11 protein-coding genes are annotated in these 16,409 nt (G+C 64.2%); 4 read left to right on the forward strand and 7 right to left on the reverse strand.

Going from position 1 to position 16,409, the window contains the following annotated elements:
• Positions 1-72 precede the first annotated feature (72 nt).
• The 4 genes from ACSU04_RS08210 to ACSU04_RS08225 all read left to right on the forward strand — a co-directional run bounded on the left by ACSU04_RS08210 (position 73) and on the right by ACSU04_RS08225 (position 5,467).
• Entirely contained in the window at positions 73-1,131 is a 1,059-nt protein-coding gene (locus tag ACSU04_RS08210; RefSeq protein ID WP_439289049.1) for a LacI family DNA-binding transcriptional regulator, read from the forward strand.
• 58 nt (positions 1,132-1,189) lie between these two features.
• The gene (locus ACSU04_RS08215; RefSeq protein ID WP_439289050.1) at positions 1,190-1,951 is read left to right on the forward strand and encodes a DeoR/GlpR family DNA-binding transcription regulator; all 762 of its coding nucleotides are present in this window, start codon (positions 1,190-1,192) and stop codon (positions 1,949-1,951) included.
• A 70-nt stretch (positions 1,952-2,021) separates the two neighbouring features.
• Positions 2,022-4,058 carry a bifunctional aldolase/short-chain dehydrogenase gene (locus ACSU04_RS08220; RefSeq protein ID WP_439289051.1) on the forward strand — a complete coding sequence of 679 codons (2,037 nt, stop codon included), beginning with the start codon at positions 2,022-2,024 and terminating at the stop codon, positions 4,056-4,058.
• Positions 4,055-5,467, forward strand: coding sequence for a rhamnulokinase (locus tag ACSU04_RS08225; protein ID WP_439289052.1), 1,413 nt, complete (start codon positions 4,055-4,057; stop codon positions 5,465-5,467). Before ACSU04_RS08220 ends, ACSU04_RS08225 begins: the two co-directional genes overlap by 4 nt.
• Before the next feature lie 42 nt (positions 5,468-5,509).
• Here ACSU04_RS08225 and ACSU04_RS08230 read toward each other — a convergent pair whose 3' ends face one another.
• From ACSU04_RS08230 to rhaS, 7 genes are all read right to left on the reverse strand, one after another.
• On the reverse strand, positions 5,510-7,939 hold the full coding sequence (locus tag ACSU04_RS08230; protein ID WP_439289053.1) for a beta-glucosidase: 2,430 nt from the start codon (positions 7,937-7,939) through the stop codon (positions 5,510-5,512).
• A 51-nt stretch (positions 7,940-7,990) separates the two neighbouring features.
• Positions 7,991-9,781 (reverse strand): sulfatase, encoded by a 1,791-nt coding sequence (locus ACSU04_RS08235; RefSeq protein ID WP_439289055.1) that lies wholly within the window; start codon positions 9,779-9,781, stop codon positions 7,991-7,993.
• The gene (locus tag ACSU04_RS08240; protein WP_439289056.1) at positions 9,781-10,623 is read right to left on the reverse strand and encodes an ATP-binding cassette domain-containing protein; all 843 of its coding nucleotides are present in this window, start codon (positions 10,621-10,623) and stop codon (positions 9,781-9,783) included. The genes ACSU04_RS08235 and ACSU04_RS08240 overlap by 1 nt, the downstream gene beginning before the upstream one ends.
• The gene (locus ACSU04_RS08245) at positions 10,620-12,401 is read right to left on the reverse strand and encodes an ATP-binding cassette domain-containing protein (protein WP_439289057.1); all 1,782 of its coding nucleotides are present in this window, start codon (positions 12,399-12,401) and stop codon (positions 10,620-10,622) included. The genes ACSU04_RS08240 and ACSU04_RS08245 overlap by 4 nt, the downstream gene beginning before the upstream one ends.
• The gene (locus tag ACSU04_RS08250; protein WP_439289058.1) at positions 12,398-13,339 is read right to left on the reverse strand and encodes an ABC transporter permease; all 942 of its coding nucleotides are present in this window, start codon (positions 13,337-13,339) and stop codon (positions 12,398-12,400) included. Before ACSU04_RS08250 ends, ACSU04_RS08245 begins: the two co-directional genes overlap by 4 nt.
• Before the next feature lie 64 nt (positions 13,340-13,403).
• A complete protein-coding gene (locus tag ACSU04_RS08255; protein ID WP_439289059.1) occupies positions 13,404-14,948 on the reverse strand; it encodes an ABC transporter substrate-binding protein in 1,545 nt (514 codons plus the stop codon).
• A 377-nt stretch (positions 14,949-15,325) separates the two neighbouring features.
• The gene (rhaS, locus tag ACSU04_RS08260; protein ID WP_439289060.1) at positions 15,326-16,375 is read right to left on the reverse strand and encodes a rhamnose ABC transporter substrate-binding protein; all 1,050 of its coding nucleotides are present in this window, start codon (positions 16,373-16,375) and stop codon (positions 15,326-15,328) included.
• Positions 16,376-16,409: the final 34 nt, after the last annotated feature.

Below are 16,409 nucleotides of genomic sequence, written 5' to 3' on the forward strand. Positions count from 1 at the left end.
TTCGACGCTCGAACGCCTCTTGACGCTCTAAAGTGAGCGAGCAGGAACAGCCCACGCTGGAAGGAACTGACGATGCACGACATCGAGGCTTCGCGTGCTCCGGTGCGCCTTCGCGACGTGGCTCGCCTCGCCGACGTCTCCACTGGGACCGTGTCGAACACGATCAATCACCCGGAGCGTGTGCACCCTCGCACACGCGTCGTCGTTCAAGACGCGATCAAGCAGCTGGGATTCGTCCCTAATCAGCAAGCTCGCATCCTCACCGGTGCATCCAGCAATGTCATCGGGCTCGTTGTCCTCGATGTCGAGAGCCCGTTCTACATGGAAGCCGCGCACGCCATCGAGCGCGCGGTTCGGGAATCCCAACATGTCGTGATGCTCTGCAACTCCGAGGGAGAACTCGACCGCGAGTCTGAACTCCTGCGAATGCTGGCAGCACAGCGTGTCCGCGGTGTTCTGCTCGCGCCAGCCACTCCGGACGAGAACGCGGATCGCTACTTGAAAACCCCATCAGATCTTCCCGTCGTCTTGCTGGATTTCGAGGGTGGTGACGCACTGTGCTCGGTATCCGTGGACAACGTCGCCGGAGGACGACTCGCAGTGCAGCACCTACTGGATCTCGGTCACAAGCGCATCGCATTCATCGGAGGCGCCCCCAACCTCCGTCAGTTCACGCAACGCGCGCTCGGCGCAAGAGCAGCCATGCGCGACGCGGGGCTCGATCCGAACGAGTATCTGATCGAGGTGAGTGTATCCGGCCTCGGCATTCGTGACGGGCAGAGCGCCGTCGACCTGCTTCTAGAGAACGGAATGCCCGAAGCGATCTTCTGTGGCAACGACATGCTCGCCTTTGGTGCCTACCGCGGGCTCGTCGACGCGGGCTACCGAGTGCCGGACGACATCGCCCTGGTCGGGTACGACGACATCGACTTCGCGAAGGACTGGGTTGTCCCGCTCACGTCGATCCGGCAGCCAATCGATGAACTCGGTCACCTCGCCGCGCAGCTGCTTATCGAGCATTCCGCGAACGACGAACACCACGTGCATCGTCAGGTCATCCTGCCGCCCGAGCTCGTCGTCCGCCGCTCCACCGATCGCCGCGCTGGAGCCGCCTCCACGAAACACGACTGATCAAGCTAACCTGTGAAAAGTCACATCATCGAACAATAAGTTCTGGAAGGCTACGTCAATGGCCACGAGCAGCACGGTCCGCGCTGAGGAGCGACGCAGTGCCATTCTCGCCATTGTGAACCGCGAGGGCGCAGCGCAACTAGAAAAGCTGGCCGTCGACCTCGGCGTCTCGCCCATGACGGTACGCCGAGACCTCGACGATCTCGAAGCCGAGGGACTGCTGCGCCGCGTACGCGGCGGCGCCATTGCCATCAGTGGCCCACGCCTCTTCGGCGAGCGTCGCGCAGTACGCGCCAGGGCGAAACAGGTCATCGCCGCCAAGGCAAAAACCCTACTGCCGACAATGGGCGCAATCGCCCTCGATGCCTCCAGCACGGTCGCTGCCCTCGCTCCTGCGCTGAACTCGCACGCGGGGCTTACTGTCGCCACCAACTCATACGAGAACTTCACCGCCATCCGGTCCGCTCAGAACATCACGGCTGTGCTCATCGGCGGCGAACAGGAGCCGTCAACAGGCAGTTTCGTCGGCAAGCTGGCTTGTGATGCCGCCGAGTCAATGCTGTACCAGTGCTTCTTCACCTCGGCATCCGCAGTCGATGCCGACCATGGCAGCTCGGAGGTCTCGCTCGCCGAAAGCCAAGTGAAGCACGCGTTCGCACGGCGCAGTCGCCAGCTCGTGCTGTGCGTCGACAGCTCAAAGCTCGACGCCACCGCCATCGCCACCACATTCGATCTCACCGAGGTACACCTGCTGATCACCGAACTCGATCCGGCCGACCCTCGACTCGACGCATACCGCAAGCACACCCAGCTGCTCTGATTCACTTGCGATTCTCGTTCGTTATTGTCATAGTTAACACGAAATAACATTCACCCGATCGGGAGACTCCATGACCAACCCCACCGCAGCCGCTCTCATCGCACGCAGCAACCGCCTCGGCGCAGACGCCAAGAACACGAACTACGCCGGCGGCAACACCTCTGCCAAGGGCACCGAGACCGACCCCGTGACGGGCGAACCGGTTGAGCTGCTGTGGGTCAAGGGCTCCGGCGGAGATCTCGGCACGTTGAAGGAACAGGGTCTCGCGGTGCTGCGTCTCGACCGCTTCCGCGCGCTCGTGAACGTCTACCCGGGCATCGATCGTGAAGATGAGATGGTCGCCGCGTTCGACTACTGCCTGCACGGCAAGGGCGGCGCTGCCCCCTCGATCGACACCGCGATGCACGGCCTGGTGGATGCTGCGCACGTCGACCACCTGCACCCCGACTCCGGCATCGCGATCGCGACAGCCGCGGATGGTGAGGCGCTGACCCCGACCATCTTCGGTGAGAAGGTCGTCTGGGTGCCGTGGCGCCGTCCCGGTTTCCAGCTCGGTCTCGACATCTCCGCCATCAAGAAGCAGAACCCGGACGCGATCGGCTGCATCCTCGGCGGACACGGCATCACCGCGTGGGGCGACACCTCAGAAGAGGCAGAGGCGAACTCGCTGTGGATCATCGACACCGCCGAGGCCTACATCGCCGCGAATGGAAAGGCACAGCCCTTCGGCGGCGTGCGCGCCGGTTTCGAAGCACTCGCCCCAGCCGAGCGCCGTGAGCGCGCGGCCGCCCTCGCCGGCACGATCCGCGGCATCGCGTCCACCGACAAGCCGATGGTCGGGCACTTCACCGACGCTGACGTGGTGCTCGACTTTCTGGCATCCGAGAACGCGCCCGCGCTGGCCGCGCTGGGCACCAGCTGCCCCGACCATTTCCTGCGCACCAAGGTGAAGCCGCTCATCCTCGATCTGCTGGCCACGGCATCCGTCGAAGACCAGCTCGCTCGCCTGCACGAGCTGCACACCGAGTATCGTGCGGACTACCAGGCGTACTACGACGCGCACGCGACCGCCGAGTCGCCCGCGATCCGCGGCGCTGATCCGCTCATCGTGCTGGTCCCCGGTGTCGGCATGTTCTCCTACGGCGCGAACAAGCAGACGGCCCGCGTCGCCGGTGAGTTCTACGTCAACGCGATCAACGTCATGCGCGGCGCCGAGTCGCTCTCCACCTACTCTCCCATCTCGGATGCCGAGAAGTTCAACATCGAGTACTGGGCGCTGGAGGAGGCCAAACTGCAGCGGATGCCGAAGCCGAAGTCCCACCAGGGCCGCATCGCGTTCGTGACCGGCGCCGCATCCGGCATCGGAAAGGCCATCGCCACCCGGCTCGCAGCGGAGGGCGCGTGCGTCGTCGTCGCTGATCTCGATCTGGAGAAGGCGCAGGCTGCGGCCGCCAAGCTCGGAAACACGGATGTCGCGATCGGCGTGGCCGCAAACGTCGCAGATGGCGATGCAGTGCAGGCTGCGATCAACGACGCTGTCCTCGCCTTCGGTGGCGTGGACCTCGTCGTAAACAACGCCGGCCTTTCGCTCTCGAAGCCGCTGCTGGAGACCACCGAGAAGGACTGGGACCTGCAGCACGACGTCATGGCGAAGGGTTCGTTCCTGGTCTCGAAGGCTGCGGCGCGCGTGCTCATCGACCAGAAGCTCGGCGGCGACATCATCTACATCTCGTCGAAGAACTCCGTCTTCGCCGGCCCGAATAACATCGCGTACTCGGCGACGAAGGCCGACCAAGCGCACCAGGTGCGCTTGCTGGCCGTCGAACTCGGCGAGCACGGCATCCGCGTCAACGGGATCAACCCCGACGGCGTTGTCCGCGGCTCCGGTATCTTCGCCTCGGGTTGGGGCGCGAACCGCGCTGCGACCTACGGCGTCGCTGAAGAGGACCTCGGCCAGTATTACGCGAACCGCACGATCCTCAAGCGTGAGGTCGTTCCGGAGAACGTCGCGGACGCAGTGTTCGTGTTGACTGGCCCAGAGCTGTCCCGCACGACGGGCCTGCACATCCCGGTCGACTCCGGCGTCGCGGCGGCGTTCCTGCGATGACAGAAGGTATCCGAGCCGTCGCGGCCGTCGACCTCGGGGCGACCAGCGGCCGAGTGATGATCGGGCGCGTCGGCGCGGATTCGCTGGAACTCGAGCTCGTCTCGCGGTTCCCGAACGGGCCGGTCGAGGGACCGGATGGCCTGCACTGGGACTTCGACGCTCTCTACGAACACATCCTTGATGGGCTCACCGAAGCGGTGCGCAGGGAACCGGCGATCGAGAGCATCGGCATCGATTCGTGGGCCGTCGACTACGGTCTGCTGCGCGACGGCGAGCTGCTCGCGCAGCCGTTCCACTACCGTGATGAGCGCACCGAGCGCGGTGTCGCCGAAGTGCACGAGATCACCCCGTTTGCCGAGCTGTACGCCCGCAACGGCCTGCAGTTCCTGCCGTTCAACACGCTGTACCAGTACCGTGTCGATGCGCGGCTCACGGATGCCGACACCGCTCTGCTCATCCCAGATCTCATCGCATACCTCCTCACCGAAGCCCGTGTCGCCGAGCGCACGAATGCCTCCACGACCGGGCTCCTCGGTGTTCGCAGCGGCGAATGGGACACCGAGCTGGCTGAGCGTCTGGGCATTCCCGCCGCGGTCCTCCCCGATCTCGTCGACCCCGGCACAGTGATCGGCGTGCTGCGTCCCGAAATCGCCGAGCGCATCGGCCGTGAACTCCCGGTAATCGCAGTCGGCTCACACGACACCGCATCCGCTGTCGTCGCCGTTCCGCTCTCGTCGCCGAACGCGGCGTACATCTCCTGCGGAACGTGGGGCCTGGTGGGTGTGGAACTTCACGAGCCGGTACTGACGGATGCCGCACGCGAGGCCAACTTCACCCACGAGCTCGGCGTCGACAGCCGCTACCGCTTCCTGCACAACGTCACTGGGCTGTGGCTTTTGAGCGAGACCGTGCGTGCGTGGGAGGCCGAGGACGCCGCGGCGATCGATCTGCCGGACCTCCTGGCTGCGGCATCCGCTGTGACCGGGGACATCCCGTTGTTCGACGCGAATGATCCCTCGCTCAGCGCCCCGGGTGACATGCCCGCGCGGATCGCTGCTGTGCTGCGGGGCCAAGGAGCACCCGTCCCCGAGGAGCGCGCGGCGTTCGCGCGCACGATCGTGGAATCGATCGCCGCGGCATTCGCGGATGCCGTGCAGATGGCCGCCGAGCTTTCAGGGCGCGAGGTCGACAGCATCCACCTCGTCGGCGGTGGCTCACTCAATCGACTCCTCTGTCAGGCCACTGCCGATCGTTCGGGAATTCCTGTGCTGGCAGGTCCCGTCGAGGCGACCGCCCTGGGCAACGTGCTCGTCCAGGCCCGTGCTCTCGGAGCCGCACCGGCATCGCTCGAGGACCTGCGCTCGCTTGTCGCCCGCACCCACCCTCCACTCCGCTTCGACCCGCGCTAGAAGTCAGACCCGCGCTAGAAGTCGGATCTGCGCCGCGATCGATCAGAGTGTGACTGTCACCGCCCCGTCGAGACTCACGACGGAAGACCCGAGGTGCAGGGTGTAATCACCCGGTTCGTACTGCCACCCGTCCGACCAATAAGCAAGCTCACGACGAGACACATCGATCGCGACATCCACGCTCTCTCCGGCGTCGGCTCGCACCACCGCGAATCCTACGAGCCATCGCACTGGCCGATCCACCGCCGAGTCCGAGCGCTCGGCATATACCTGCACGACGTGCTTGCCGGCTCGGGTACCGGTGTTCGCTAGCCGTGCGCGCACGGTCACGGTCTCGCCCACGAACCCGTCTGAACAGACACCGTCGATCGTCCAGGTGGTATAGCCAAGTCCGTGACCGAAAACGAATGCGGGAGATGTGCCCTGCCGCAACCAGGCACGGTACCCAATGTGGATGCCTTCGTCATAGCGGATGACACCGTCGAGGGGTGTGACATCGATGACAGGCACGTCCTGCTGAGTGACCGGCCATGTCGTCGGCAGTCGACCGCCAGGCTCGCGTGCGCCGGTGAGAACATCGGCGATCGCGTTTCCGTATTCCTGCCCACCGAAATAGGTAGCTGCGATCGCGGCCGCGTCCTCGCGCCACGGCAATAGCACTGGCGAACCCGAGTTCACCAGCACGACCGTATTCGGGTTTGCAGCGATCACCGCGGCGACAAGGGCGTCCTGGTGTCCTGGCAAGACGAGGTCGTCGCGATCGTGGCCTTCTGATTCGACCCGCGAGTTCGTGCCGACCACCACCACAGCGACGTCTGCAGCTGCGGCCGCAGCCGCAGCCTCCTCGATCAGCTGCCTCGCATCAGTCTGCGCTGGCTCTGTGCCGATCTTCACCCCCATCGCATTGTGCAACGCGCCGTCACGTCGCAGAGGCGTCAGCCGCGCACGGATCTGCACCGGTATTCCGGCCTGTACATGCACGGGCGCCGATACAGACGGTGGCGAAAGAAGGGCTGCACCCAAATCAGCACCCGTCATAGAAGACTCCGCGTCAACGAGTACTTCACCATCGATCTCGATCCGACCGTGTCCCACGAAGGCGAAGCCCAGGCGAAGAACGCCCGTCTCAGATGGCGTGTAGTCAGTGCTGAACACGAACGTTGTCATATCGCTGATGGGCGCGTCGCCACCAAAGTAGACCAACGCGCTGGCGAATCGATCCTCGGTATACAGGACGGAGCCGTCCGCACCCAAAAACTCAACCCGTGCTCCGCGCTCCCCTGTCGCAGGATTGCGCATGGCATCCGGAGCCAGCGCCATCAGCCCCTCCTGCACGATCGCGCCGAGCGAGTACGTCACTTCCGAATTGGGGAAGGCCGCGGTGATTCCTTCCAGCGGCGAGATGACCCGTTCTGGTACGACGGTGGCGCTACCGCCGCCCTGGGTGCGCGCGTGACGCGCGTTGTGCCCGATGACTGCGATGCGGGTGGGCGCAGCCAACGGAAGAATGCCATTATTGGCCAGCAACACCGTACCTTCGACGGCCGCTTCCCTCGCGAAGGCGACACCATCTTCGACATGGATGGGCACGGCAGAGACCGGTTCGAATCCTTCCAGCGCACCCACTCGTGCGGCGAGCAGCAAAATCCGCTGCACCTTCCGGTCGATCGCAGCGGTATCCACATCTCCACGCTGGACTGCAGCCAGCAGCGCATCACCCCAGGGGCCGACCGGCCCAGGCATCACGAGATCCTGCGAGTACTTCGCGCTCTCAACGCTGCGCACGGCCGTCCAGTCGCTGATCACAACCCCGTCAAAGCCCCATTCATCGTTCAATGGTGTCTCGAGCAGTTCGTTCTCCGTGGCGGTGGCTCCGTTGATCGAGTTGTACGCACTCATCACCAGCCACGCCCGCGCCTGCGTGATCGTGTTCTCGAACGCACGGAGATACAGCTCACGCAGGCTTCGCTCGCTGACCTGCACATCGACGGTGAACCTCTCCGTCTCGGAGTCGTTGGCGATGTAATGCTTGGGGGTAGCACCTACGCCGTTCTCCTGAACGCCCTGCACATAGGCGGCAGCGAGCCGCGCCGTCAGAATCGGGTCCTCGCTGAACGCCTCGAAGTGCCTCCCCCCGAGCGGCGACCGGTGCAGGTTAATCGTCGGGCCGAGAACGACATCGACGCCCTTACGCCGCGCCTCGACAGCGGATGCTGCCCCGTAGCGCCGTGCGATCGCCGAATCCCACGAGGAAGAAAGGGCGCTGGCGGAGGGCAGGTTCAGCGACGGGGATCGTTCGTCCCAGGATTCCCCGCGAACTCCGCTCGGCCCATCGGACACCAGCATCCGCCGCAAGCCGATCCGCTCGATGGGCCAGGTCGTCCAGAAGTCACGGCCCGTGAGTAGTTGCACCTTCTCCTCAAGAGAGAGCTCATCGACGAGGTTCTGCAGACGGGCCTGGTCGTACGACATCTGTACATTCCTTCAGCTTGGGTGGATCGGATCAGATCGGATGCAGTCCGGTCATCGCCCTTCGACGTGCGCGAAACCACGTGCGCGCCGAAGTGCGTTCTCAAGGATGCGAATCTCGTCTTCACCGATCCCGGGTGCGGCAGCGGCCGCCTCGAGCACCGTCGCGGTGCCCATCATCTGCTGCAACATGGGGTTAGCGAACGCGGGAACGGCAGCAAGGAGCACGTCTCGCGTGGAGTCCTCGGCGAGGAGCTCCGACACAGACACGGTCGAAACGATGGCGTCTGAGGGGAGTTGGTCTCGCCGCAGCGCAGCGGTTCGCGCTTTCTGCATCTTCTCCCACTGCACTCCGACGAGGAGGTGCTCCTCACTCACCGCCCCCTCGGCGGGCAGCCCCATCCTTATGAACTGTTCGATGGGCGCATCGTTGGCGCGCATCAAAGCCACCATCAGCTCGATCATTCGCTGTTCCAGGACGTCATCGCGGAGCGGGTTGCGCTGTTCCGGATCCGTGTGAAGATCGAAGAGCAACGTACCAAATGCGTGGGGGTTACCGATCGCCCAGCCGGGCAATCGCAGCGTACGCACCCCTTTGGTGAAGTCGAACGGTTCGGCCAGTTCCACACCGTGGAGTTCATCCACCGTCGTGCGATAGCGCATATGCGTCGGCATCAGGGTGAAATCAACCAGCGGCTCGTTGGATACCGTGGCGGAAGCACGCATGTACACGTAGCGCCCGTCGGTCACGTTTATGTGCCCCCCGAAGGCTCCGAATAGTCCCCCCTCACGAATGGGCACATCAGTGGCAGCTGTGTCTCGCAACGCCTTGCCCTGCATATCGCGCGTGATATCCACCTCGAAGAAGTCGAGCAGCGTCGGGGCGATGTCGATGGTCTGCACGAGCGATCCGCGCCGCTCGTCGGCAATGCGCTCGCGCGGGTCCCACATGAACAGCGGCGTATGGATGTTCTCGTCGAACCAGGGCTGGACGCTCTTGCCCCACCAGCCGTGCTCGCCGAGCAAGAATCCATGGTCGGTGCAGACGATCAGCAGGGTGTCATCCCAGAGGTTGAGCTCGTCGAACAGATCGAGCACGCGCCCGAGTGAGGCATCGCACTGCGAGAGCAGAGCGAGGTACTCGTCCTTGGCATGCTGCGATTCTTCCTCGGTCTCCACGACCCGTCGATAGGACGGCCAATCGAAGTGCTCTCCGTCGTCGTGCGTCTCGTAGTGCGCGCGATAGTCGTCATAGGTGAAGAACGGCTCGTGCGGATCGAAGCACTCGAGCTGCAGGAACCAGCGGTCCGCGTCCGCGTTGGTGCGGATGAACTCCACGCCCGCGTCGAACGTCTTGGTCTGCGGGTGGTCCGCCTCATCCTGCAGATACAGCCGGTTGATCCAGTCCTGACGCGTCAACCGGTTCTTCGCATTGAGCGAGACGGGTGTCTCGATGTCGTTGACATGCCCCTTCCACGCATCGCCCTCCTGGCCGCGGAAGAACTCGTAGGTGTTGTACCGGTTGTGGTACGTCGCTCCCCCGTCTTCCCAATAGTGCTGGTGGTCGGTGATCATGTGCGTATAGACGCCGGCCTGCTTCAGTATCTCCGGCATCGAGTCGTCGAAGGGCTCCAACGGCCCCCAGGATCGGTGCAGGAAGTTGTACCGCCCGGTGTGCAGTTCACGCCGGGCCGGCATGCAGGGCATGCTGCCCGCGTAGCAGTTGTCGAAGGTCACGCTGCGGCGCGCAAGCCGCTCGAAGTTCGGCGCGTGCACCCCTTCGGCCCCGTAGGGCGGCAGCATCCTGCGATTGAGGCTGTCGAACATCACCATGACCGCGCGCATTACGCCCACTCTCCTGTAAGCATCATCTTCCGCCGCTGTTCGCGGCGCTCCCGCTGTCGTATCGGATCCGGCACCGGAGCCGCCATCAGGAGTTTCCTCGTGTACGGGTGGGTCGGATCGGAGGTGACGGTGCCGCCGTCTCCGTTCTCGATGATCTCCCCGTGGTACATCACCGCGACGCGGTGGCTGATGTGGCGCACGACCGAGAGATCGTGCGACACGAAAAGGTAGGCGACGCCGGTACGTTCCTGAATCTCGACGAAAAGGTCGAGCACGCGGGCCTGCGTCGAAAGGTCGAGCGCCGAGACCGGCTCGTCACAGACGATGAGCCGAGGCGATAGCGCGAGCGCGCGGGCGATCGCCACCCGCTGCCGCTGCCCACCGGAGAACTCCCTCGGTAGACGCCCCGCCGCATCGATGGGCAGACGAACGTGATCCAGCAGATCATAGACGCGCTTCTTCGCGTCGACCTTCGACGCGCTCCCCTGAGCGATGATCGGCTCAGTGAGGATCTCTTCGATCGTCATCGCCGGGTTGAGAGACGTGTACGGGTCTTGGAAGACCACCTGGATGCCGAGATCCGCTGCTCGCCGCTGCTTCGAGGACAGCCCGCTGATCTCCTGGCCGTCGAAGGTGATTGTTCCCGAGGTCACTGGTGCCAGGCCGAGCACGGCGCGACCCAGAGTCGTCTTCCCGGAACCCGATTCTCCGACAAGACCGACGGTCTCACCCGGGCGGATGTCCAGCGAGACGCCATGCAGGGCGCGGAACGGCTTCTTCCGCCAACCCCGGGTCGGAAACTCAACAACCAGGTTGTCGACGGTGAGGAGCGACCCACTCATCGTGTGCCTCCTTCTGCAGGGATCAGCTGACGCGGCACGCTGTCTTCGAGGGTCGCGTCCAGGAGCATCCGCGTGTATTCATGCTGTGGCTCATTGAACAGCGTGATCACATCGTTCGTCTCAACGATTCGCCCGTCCTGCATCACCGCCACACGATCGCAGAGATCAGCCACGACCCCGAAGTTGTGCGTGACGAGAATCACACCCATCTCATGTTCCTTCTGCAGGTCTCGCAGGAGGTCGAGCACCTCAGCCTGAATCGTCACGTCGAGCGCCGTCGTCACCTCGTCGGCGATGAGCAAGTCTGGCTCGCACGCGACCGCTCCGGCGATGAGCACACGCTGCGCCATCCCCCCGGAGATCTCATGCGGATAGGCGTCGAAGGTGCGCTTCGGATCGGGGATGCCGACCTTGGCGAGCAATGCGAGGGCCTTCTTCTCGGCATCCGCTCGTGAGATGCCCAGCACCGCGCGGATCGGCTCGACCAGCTGATATCCGATGCGGAACGAAGGGTCGAGATTACTCATCGGCTCTTGCGGGATGTACGCGATGCGCTTCCCGCGGAGCGCGCGACGGGCAGAGGCCGCCATGGTGGTGAGTTCATTCCCGTCGAAGCACATGCTCCCCCCGGTGACGCGACCGCCCTCTGACAGAAGGCCGAGAATGGCGAACGCCGTCTGCGTCTTACCCGATCCGGATTCACCGACGAGGCCGAGCACTTCGCCCCGGCACACATCGAGGCTGACGTCGTGGACGACTTCCTTCGCCGAGATCCCCTCGCCGTACCCGACGCGGAGACCACGGACGGTGAGGATCGCGTTCTCCCGCGGAGCTTCCCCCACAGCGATGCTCGTGCCCTGCACGGACTCAACCGAGGACCGCGTGCGCGTGCGCCGACGCCTGCGAACGGTGTCGCTGCGCTGCATGCCGTCGCGCACCGCGTTGCCGAGCAGCACCAGCGATGCGACCGTGATCGCAATGGTGATCCCAGGCCAGATGATGGCCGTCGGAGCCACATAAATGTTGCCGAACGCGTCCTGCAGCATCCCGCCCCAGGTGGGAATGGACGGGTCGCCGAGGCCGAGGAATTCCAACCCCGACTGCAGCACGATGGCGATGCCCGCCACGATCGAGACCTGGATGACGACGGGTGCGCGCACCACGAGAAGGATGTGCCGCCAGATGATTCGGCCGTTGCTCAGCCCCGAGACCCGCGCCGCGTCAACGTAGAGCTCGTTCTTGACGCCGATGACAAGGTTGCGCACCAGGCGGAAGAAGCCCGGCGAGAGCATGATCCCGAACGCGACCATCGCCATGAACATCGAGGAACCAAGCGCCTTGAAAAGTGCGAGCAGCACGATCATCGCCGGCATCGCCAGCAGGACATTGGCTGACCAGCTCGCGGTGGAGTCGAACCACTTGCCGAAGTATCCGGCGATCAGCCCGGTCGTCACGCCGGCGACGACCGCCACCACAACCGCGATGACAGCGCCGATCAAGGTGAACCGCCCGGCGGCGAGAAGCCTGCTCAGAATGTCACGGCCTGCGCCGTCGCCACCCAGGAGATACTCGCCGCCCGGTGCGGCGTTGATCATCTCGAGGCGGACGAAGTCCGGGTCGAGAGGTGCGATCCAGGTCGCGAGCACACTCGCGATGACGATGACCCCCAGGCAGAGGAGCGCGGTCAGCCCGAGCGGGTTGCGGAGCACGGATCGCAGGGCCGAGTCTCGTACGACGGCTCGTGGCGACAGGACGGGGCCGGATTCGATAAGCGTCATTGCACACGCACCTTCGGATTGACCCAGCCTGCGGCGATATCGATGATGAGGTTCACAATCACGACGAGCACGACCATCACCACGACGATTCCCATCAGAATCGGAACGTCGCCGAGAAGGGCCGCGTTCACAGTGAGGCTACCGAGTCCGGGGATGGCGAACACCCGCTCGATCACCACGGCCCCGCCCAGCAACGCGATGAACTGCAGGGAGAGCACGGTGAGTGCGGGGGATGCTGCATTGCGCAGCGCGTGCCGGTAGATCACTGATCCCTCGGACAGCCCCCGTGCCCGCAATGTGCGGACGTAGTCCTGGCGGAGCACGTCGATCGTCGCTCCTCTGATCTGCTGAGCGGCCGAGGCGATACCGCCAAGGACCAGTGCGGTGACGGGAAGCATCAGCGTCGCAGCCCAGCCGATCGGGCTCTCCTCAAAGGGCACGTATCCGGTCGCCGGCAGCCAGCTGAACGAGATCGCGAAGGTGAGCACGAGCATCAGCGCGACCCAGAAGTTCGGCAGCGAGAAGCCGATCACGCTGACGAACTGGATGACTCGGTCAAGCCACCCACCGCGGACTGCGGCGGAGATGCCGAGGATCGTACTGAGGATCGCCGTCACCACCACCGCTGTGATGACCATCGACAGCGTCACGGGAATGCGGGCGGCGAGCGCCGATGTCACCGGTTCGCTGCTGAACCACGACACACCGAAATCGCCGGTCAATGCGTTGCCCAGCCAGTCGATGAATTGCGTGAGGAGCGGGCGGTCAAGGCCCAGTTGGGCGGTCTTCTCCGCGACTTGCTCGGCCGTGGCGCTCTCGCCGAGAATGTTGCGCGCGACTTCGCCGGTCGACGAGTAGACGAGCAGATATGTGATCGTCGAGATCACGAAGATGAGAGCGACGCCCGAGAGCAGTCGTCGCGCCAGGAACGAGATCATCGCTGATTCACCGCCATTCGTATGAGAAGGGGGTGCCGGGCTGGGGATACCGGCACCCCGAGGGTTAATCGGCGGGGGTGAAGTTACGGATCCAGGGGACGACGTTCTGCGACTGCATCCCGACATCGGTCTTGGCATCCGTGAGATAGATCGTGTTGACGCGGTACCAGGGATCGAACCAGGCGTTGTCGACGAGCCAGGTGTTCACTGCCTGCATCGCGGTGACCTGGTCATCTCCCGTGGCCGTCTGCGCAGCTGCCACGAGTGAAGACAGCTCATCGTTCTGCACCCGGAATGGGTTCCAGGGAGAAGTGGGGAGCACCGCCTTCTGGATGTCCTGCCAGGAGGACTGGCTGCCGAGCTGGAACAAGAACAGCGGGTACTTGCCCGAGAGCACGGCACCGATGGTGGCATCGGGCGCCTCTTTGTTCCAGGTGATCGCGATCTTCAGCTGGCCCAGCGTCTGCTCGATGATCGGGTTGAGCGCCGAGAAGGCCGCGACCTCCGGCATCATCACCGTGAAGCCGTCGGCGAAACCAGCCTCGGCCATGAGCTTCTGTGCCGCTTCGACATCGTTCGGGTATGCACCATCGAGCGCGACGTCGAAGATCTCGGCGGTCGGGTTGAAGATCTGGTCGGTCGGTTCACCCTGGCCAAGCACGACGTTCTTGACGAGCCCCTCGGTATTAAAGACCATGTTGATCGCCTGACGGACGCGCACGTCGGCGAGGGCGGGCACCTGCGTGCCGTCGCGGTCGGCGATGAAGAGTCCCACCCAGTCGACGGCGGTTGTGTTCACCTGGAGGCCGCTCGACTCTGCGTCGGCGACGCTCTTGGCGTCGGCGAGCGCAGCGTTGACCTGGCCGGACTTGATCGCGTTGAGCCGCGCGGTGATGTCGGACATCGGCTTGATCACGAGCTTGTCGTACGCAAAGGCGTCTGCGTTCCAGTAGTCGTCGTTGCGCACGTAGACGTACTGGCTGCCACTCGTGGTCTGCTTAGCATCGAGCGTGTAGGGGCCGCTACCGACCGGGGTCGTCGCGACATCGGCAGCCGTAAGCGAGTCGGGGCTCGCCATGGCACCGGCCACCACGCCGAGGTAGCCGAGCAGGCCAGGGTCGGGGGCGGAGAGCACGAGGTTCAGCTCGTACTCATCGACGATGTCGAAGTCGACGATAGACGCTGCCATGTAGGCATTCTGCCCACCGCCAGCGGCCAGGTGCGCAAGGTTCGCTTGGACGGCCGCCGCATCGAAGGCTTCGCCGTCAGTGAAGGTCACATCGTCCCGGAGCGTGAGATTGAGTTCGGTCGCGTCGTCGTTGTACGCCCACTCTGTGACGAGGTTCGGCTGGGGTTCGGAGTCTTCATCCAGCACGAGGAGCGTGTCGTACACCGGCATCCAGTACTGCACACGGTTACCGATCTCCAGCGCGGCGGGATCGAACGAGTTGTTGTCCAGGTTGCTGGCGAGCGTAAGTGTGCCGCCAGATTTGGTGTCGGAACCGCCTGAACCGTCGGTACCGGCATCCGCCTCACCTCCGGCGCACGATGCCAGGCCGACGGTAAGAACCGCGATGGCCAGCGAAGCGAGAATCTTTGATCTCTTCACAATCGTCTCCTTTGAGCTGTGGAACACAGGCCAAGGCAACGACTCGACCTATAGGAATAGTCCTAATGGGATTGTTCCTATAGTAGCGATCCCCCGAACGCTGTCAAGAGTCATTCCGCAGCGGAGGATAACGTTCAAGCCAGTGCGCCGAGCGTTCTATAAATCTGCGATTGGTCGGCGCTGGCGCGGATAAAGGTGCCCTCGGCTGCGAGCCACCGCCCCAGGTCTACCCGGAGGCCGGCTTGCGCGCGATGAGCGCAAGAAGTGCGGGTCAATCGTAAAGGACGTTTCCCTAGGATGCTGACACTGCACCTACGCGAAGAAGGCGCCCAAGCCGTGTGAACGACTTGGGCGCCTTCTTCGCGTAGAAACTCGACTCAGAAGTCGAAGTCGGCGATGTTTTCCGCGTTGAACTCGTACGGGTCGCCGAGCAGCACGACGCCGTCTGCCCCGACGGTGTACTCACCGAGGTCGCCCGCGTCGAAGGTGTCACCCTCGGCGCCGGTGATGTCCCCCTCGATGAGGGCGGCAGCGGCGAACGCCGACAGGTAGCCGAGCTCTTCCGGGTTCCACAGCGCGAACGCGGTGACGGTGCCGTCCTCGACGTACTCGCGCATCTGGTTCGGTGTGCCGAGACCGGTCAGCGCGACCGCGCCCTTGTAGTCCGAAGTGGACAGGTAACGCGCAGCAGCCGCGATGCCGACCGTGGTGGGCGAAACGATGCCCTTCAGGTCCGGGTGCGTCTGCAGCAGAGCCGCGGTCTTGTCGAACGAGGTCTGGTCGTCGTCGTCACCGTAGACCGTCTCGACGAGCGTGATGTCGGGGTAATCGCTGGCGAGGTACGCCTCCATCAGCTCGATCCACGCATTCTGGTTCGTCGCGTTCGCCGAAGCGGACAGTACGGCGATCTCACCGGCGCCACCGATTTGATCGGCAATCAGATCGATCTGAACCTTCGCGATCCCCTCGGCATCGGCCTGGTTGACGAACAGGTCACGGCACACGGGGTTGGTGTCAGAGTCGAAGGTCACGACCTTGATCCCGGAATCCCGTGCCTCGTTCAGCGCATCGCAGATCGCCTGCGGATCGTTGGCTGAGACAACGAGAGCACCGATGCCCTGCTGCGTGGCGGTGTTGATGTAACTCACCTGTGCGTCCGGGGTGGCTTCCGCCGGCCCCACCTCGGCGAACGTTCCACCGAGCTCTTCCACCGCAGCCTTGCCACCCTTGCTGGAGGTGTCGAAGTACGGGTTGCCGAGGTTCTTCGGCAGGAACGTGATCGCGAGATTGTCGGAGCCACCCTCAGCCCCGCCACCGCCGCCATCGCCGCCTGTTCCGCCACTCGTGTCGGCACAGCCGGTCAGAGCCAGCGCCGCGGCGACGGCGACAGCCGCGAACGCAGCGACGTGCTTGCGTGGAAACTTCATTGTTCTTCCTTTCGTTGAGACTGCCACAGACGGA

Source organism: Microbacterium sp. A84 (assembly GCF_051842815.1).
In the GTDB taxonomy this organism is placed as follows: Bacteria; Actinomycetota; Actinomycetes; order Actinomycetales; family Microbacteriaceae; genus Microbacterium.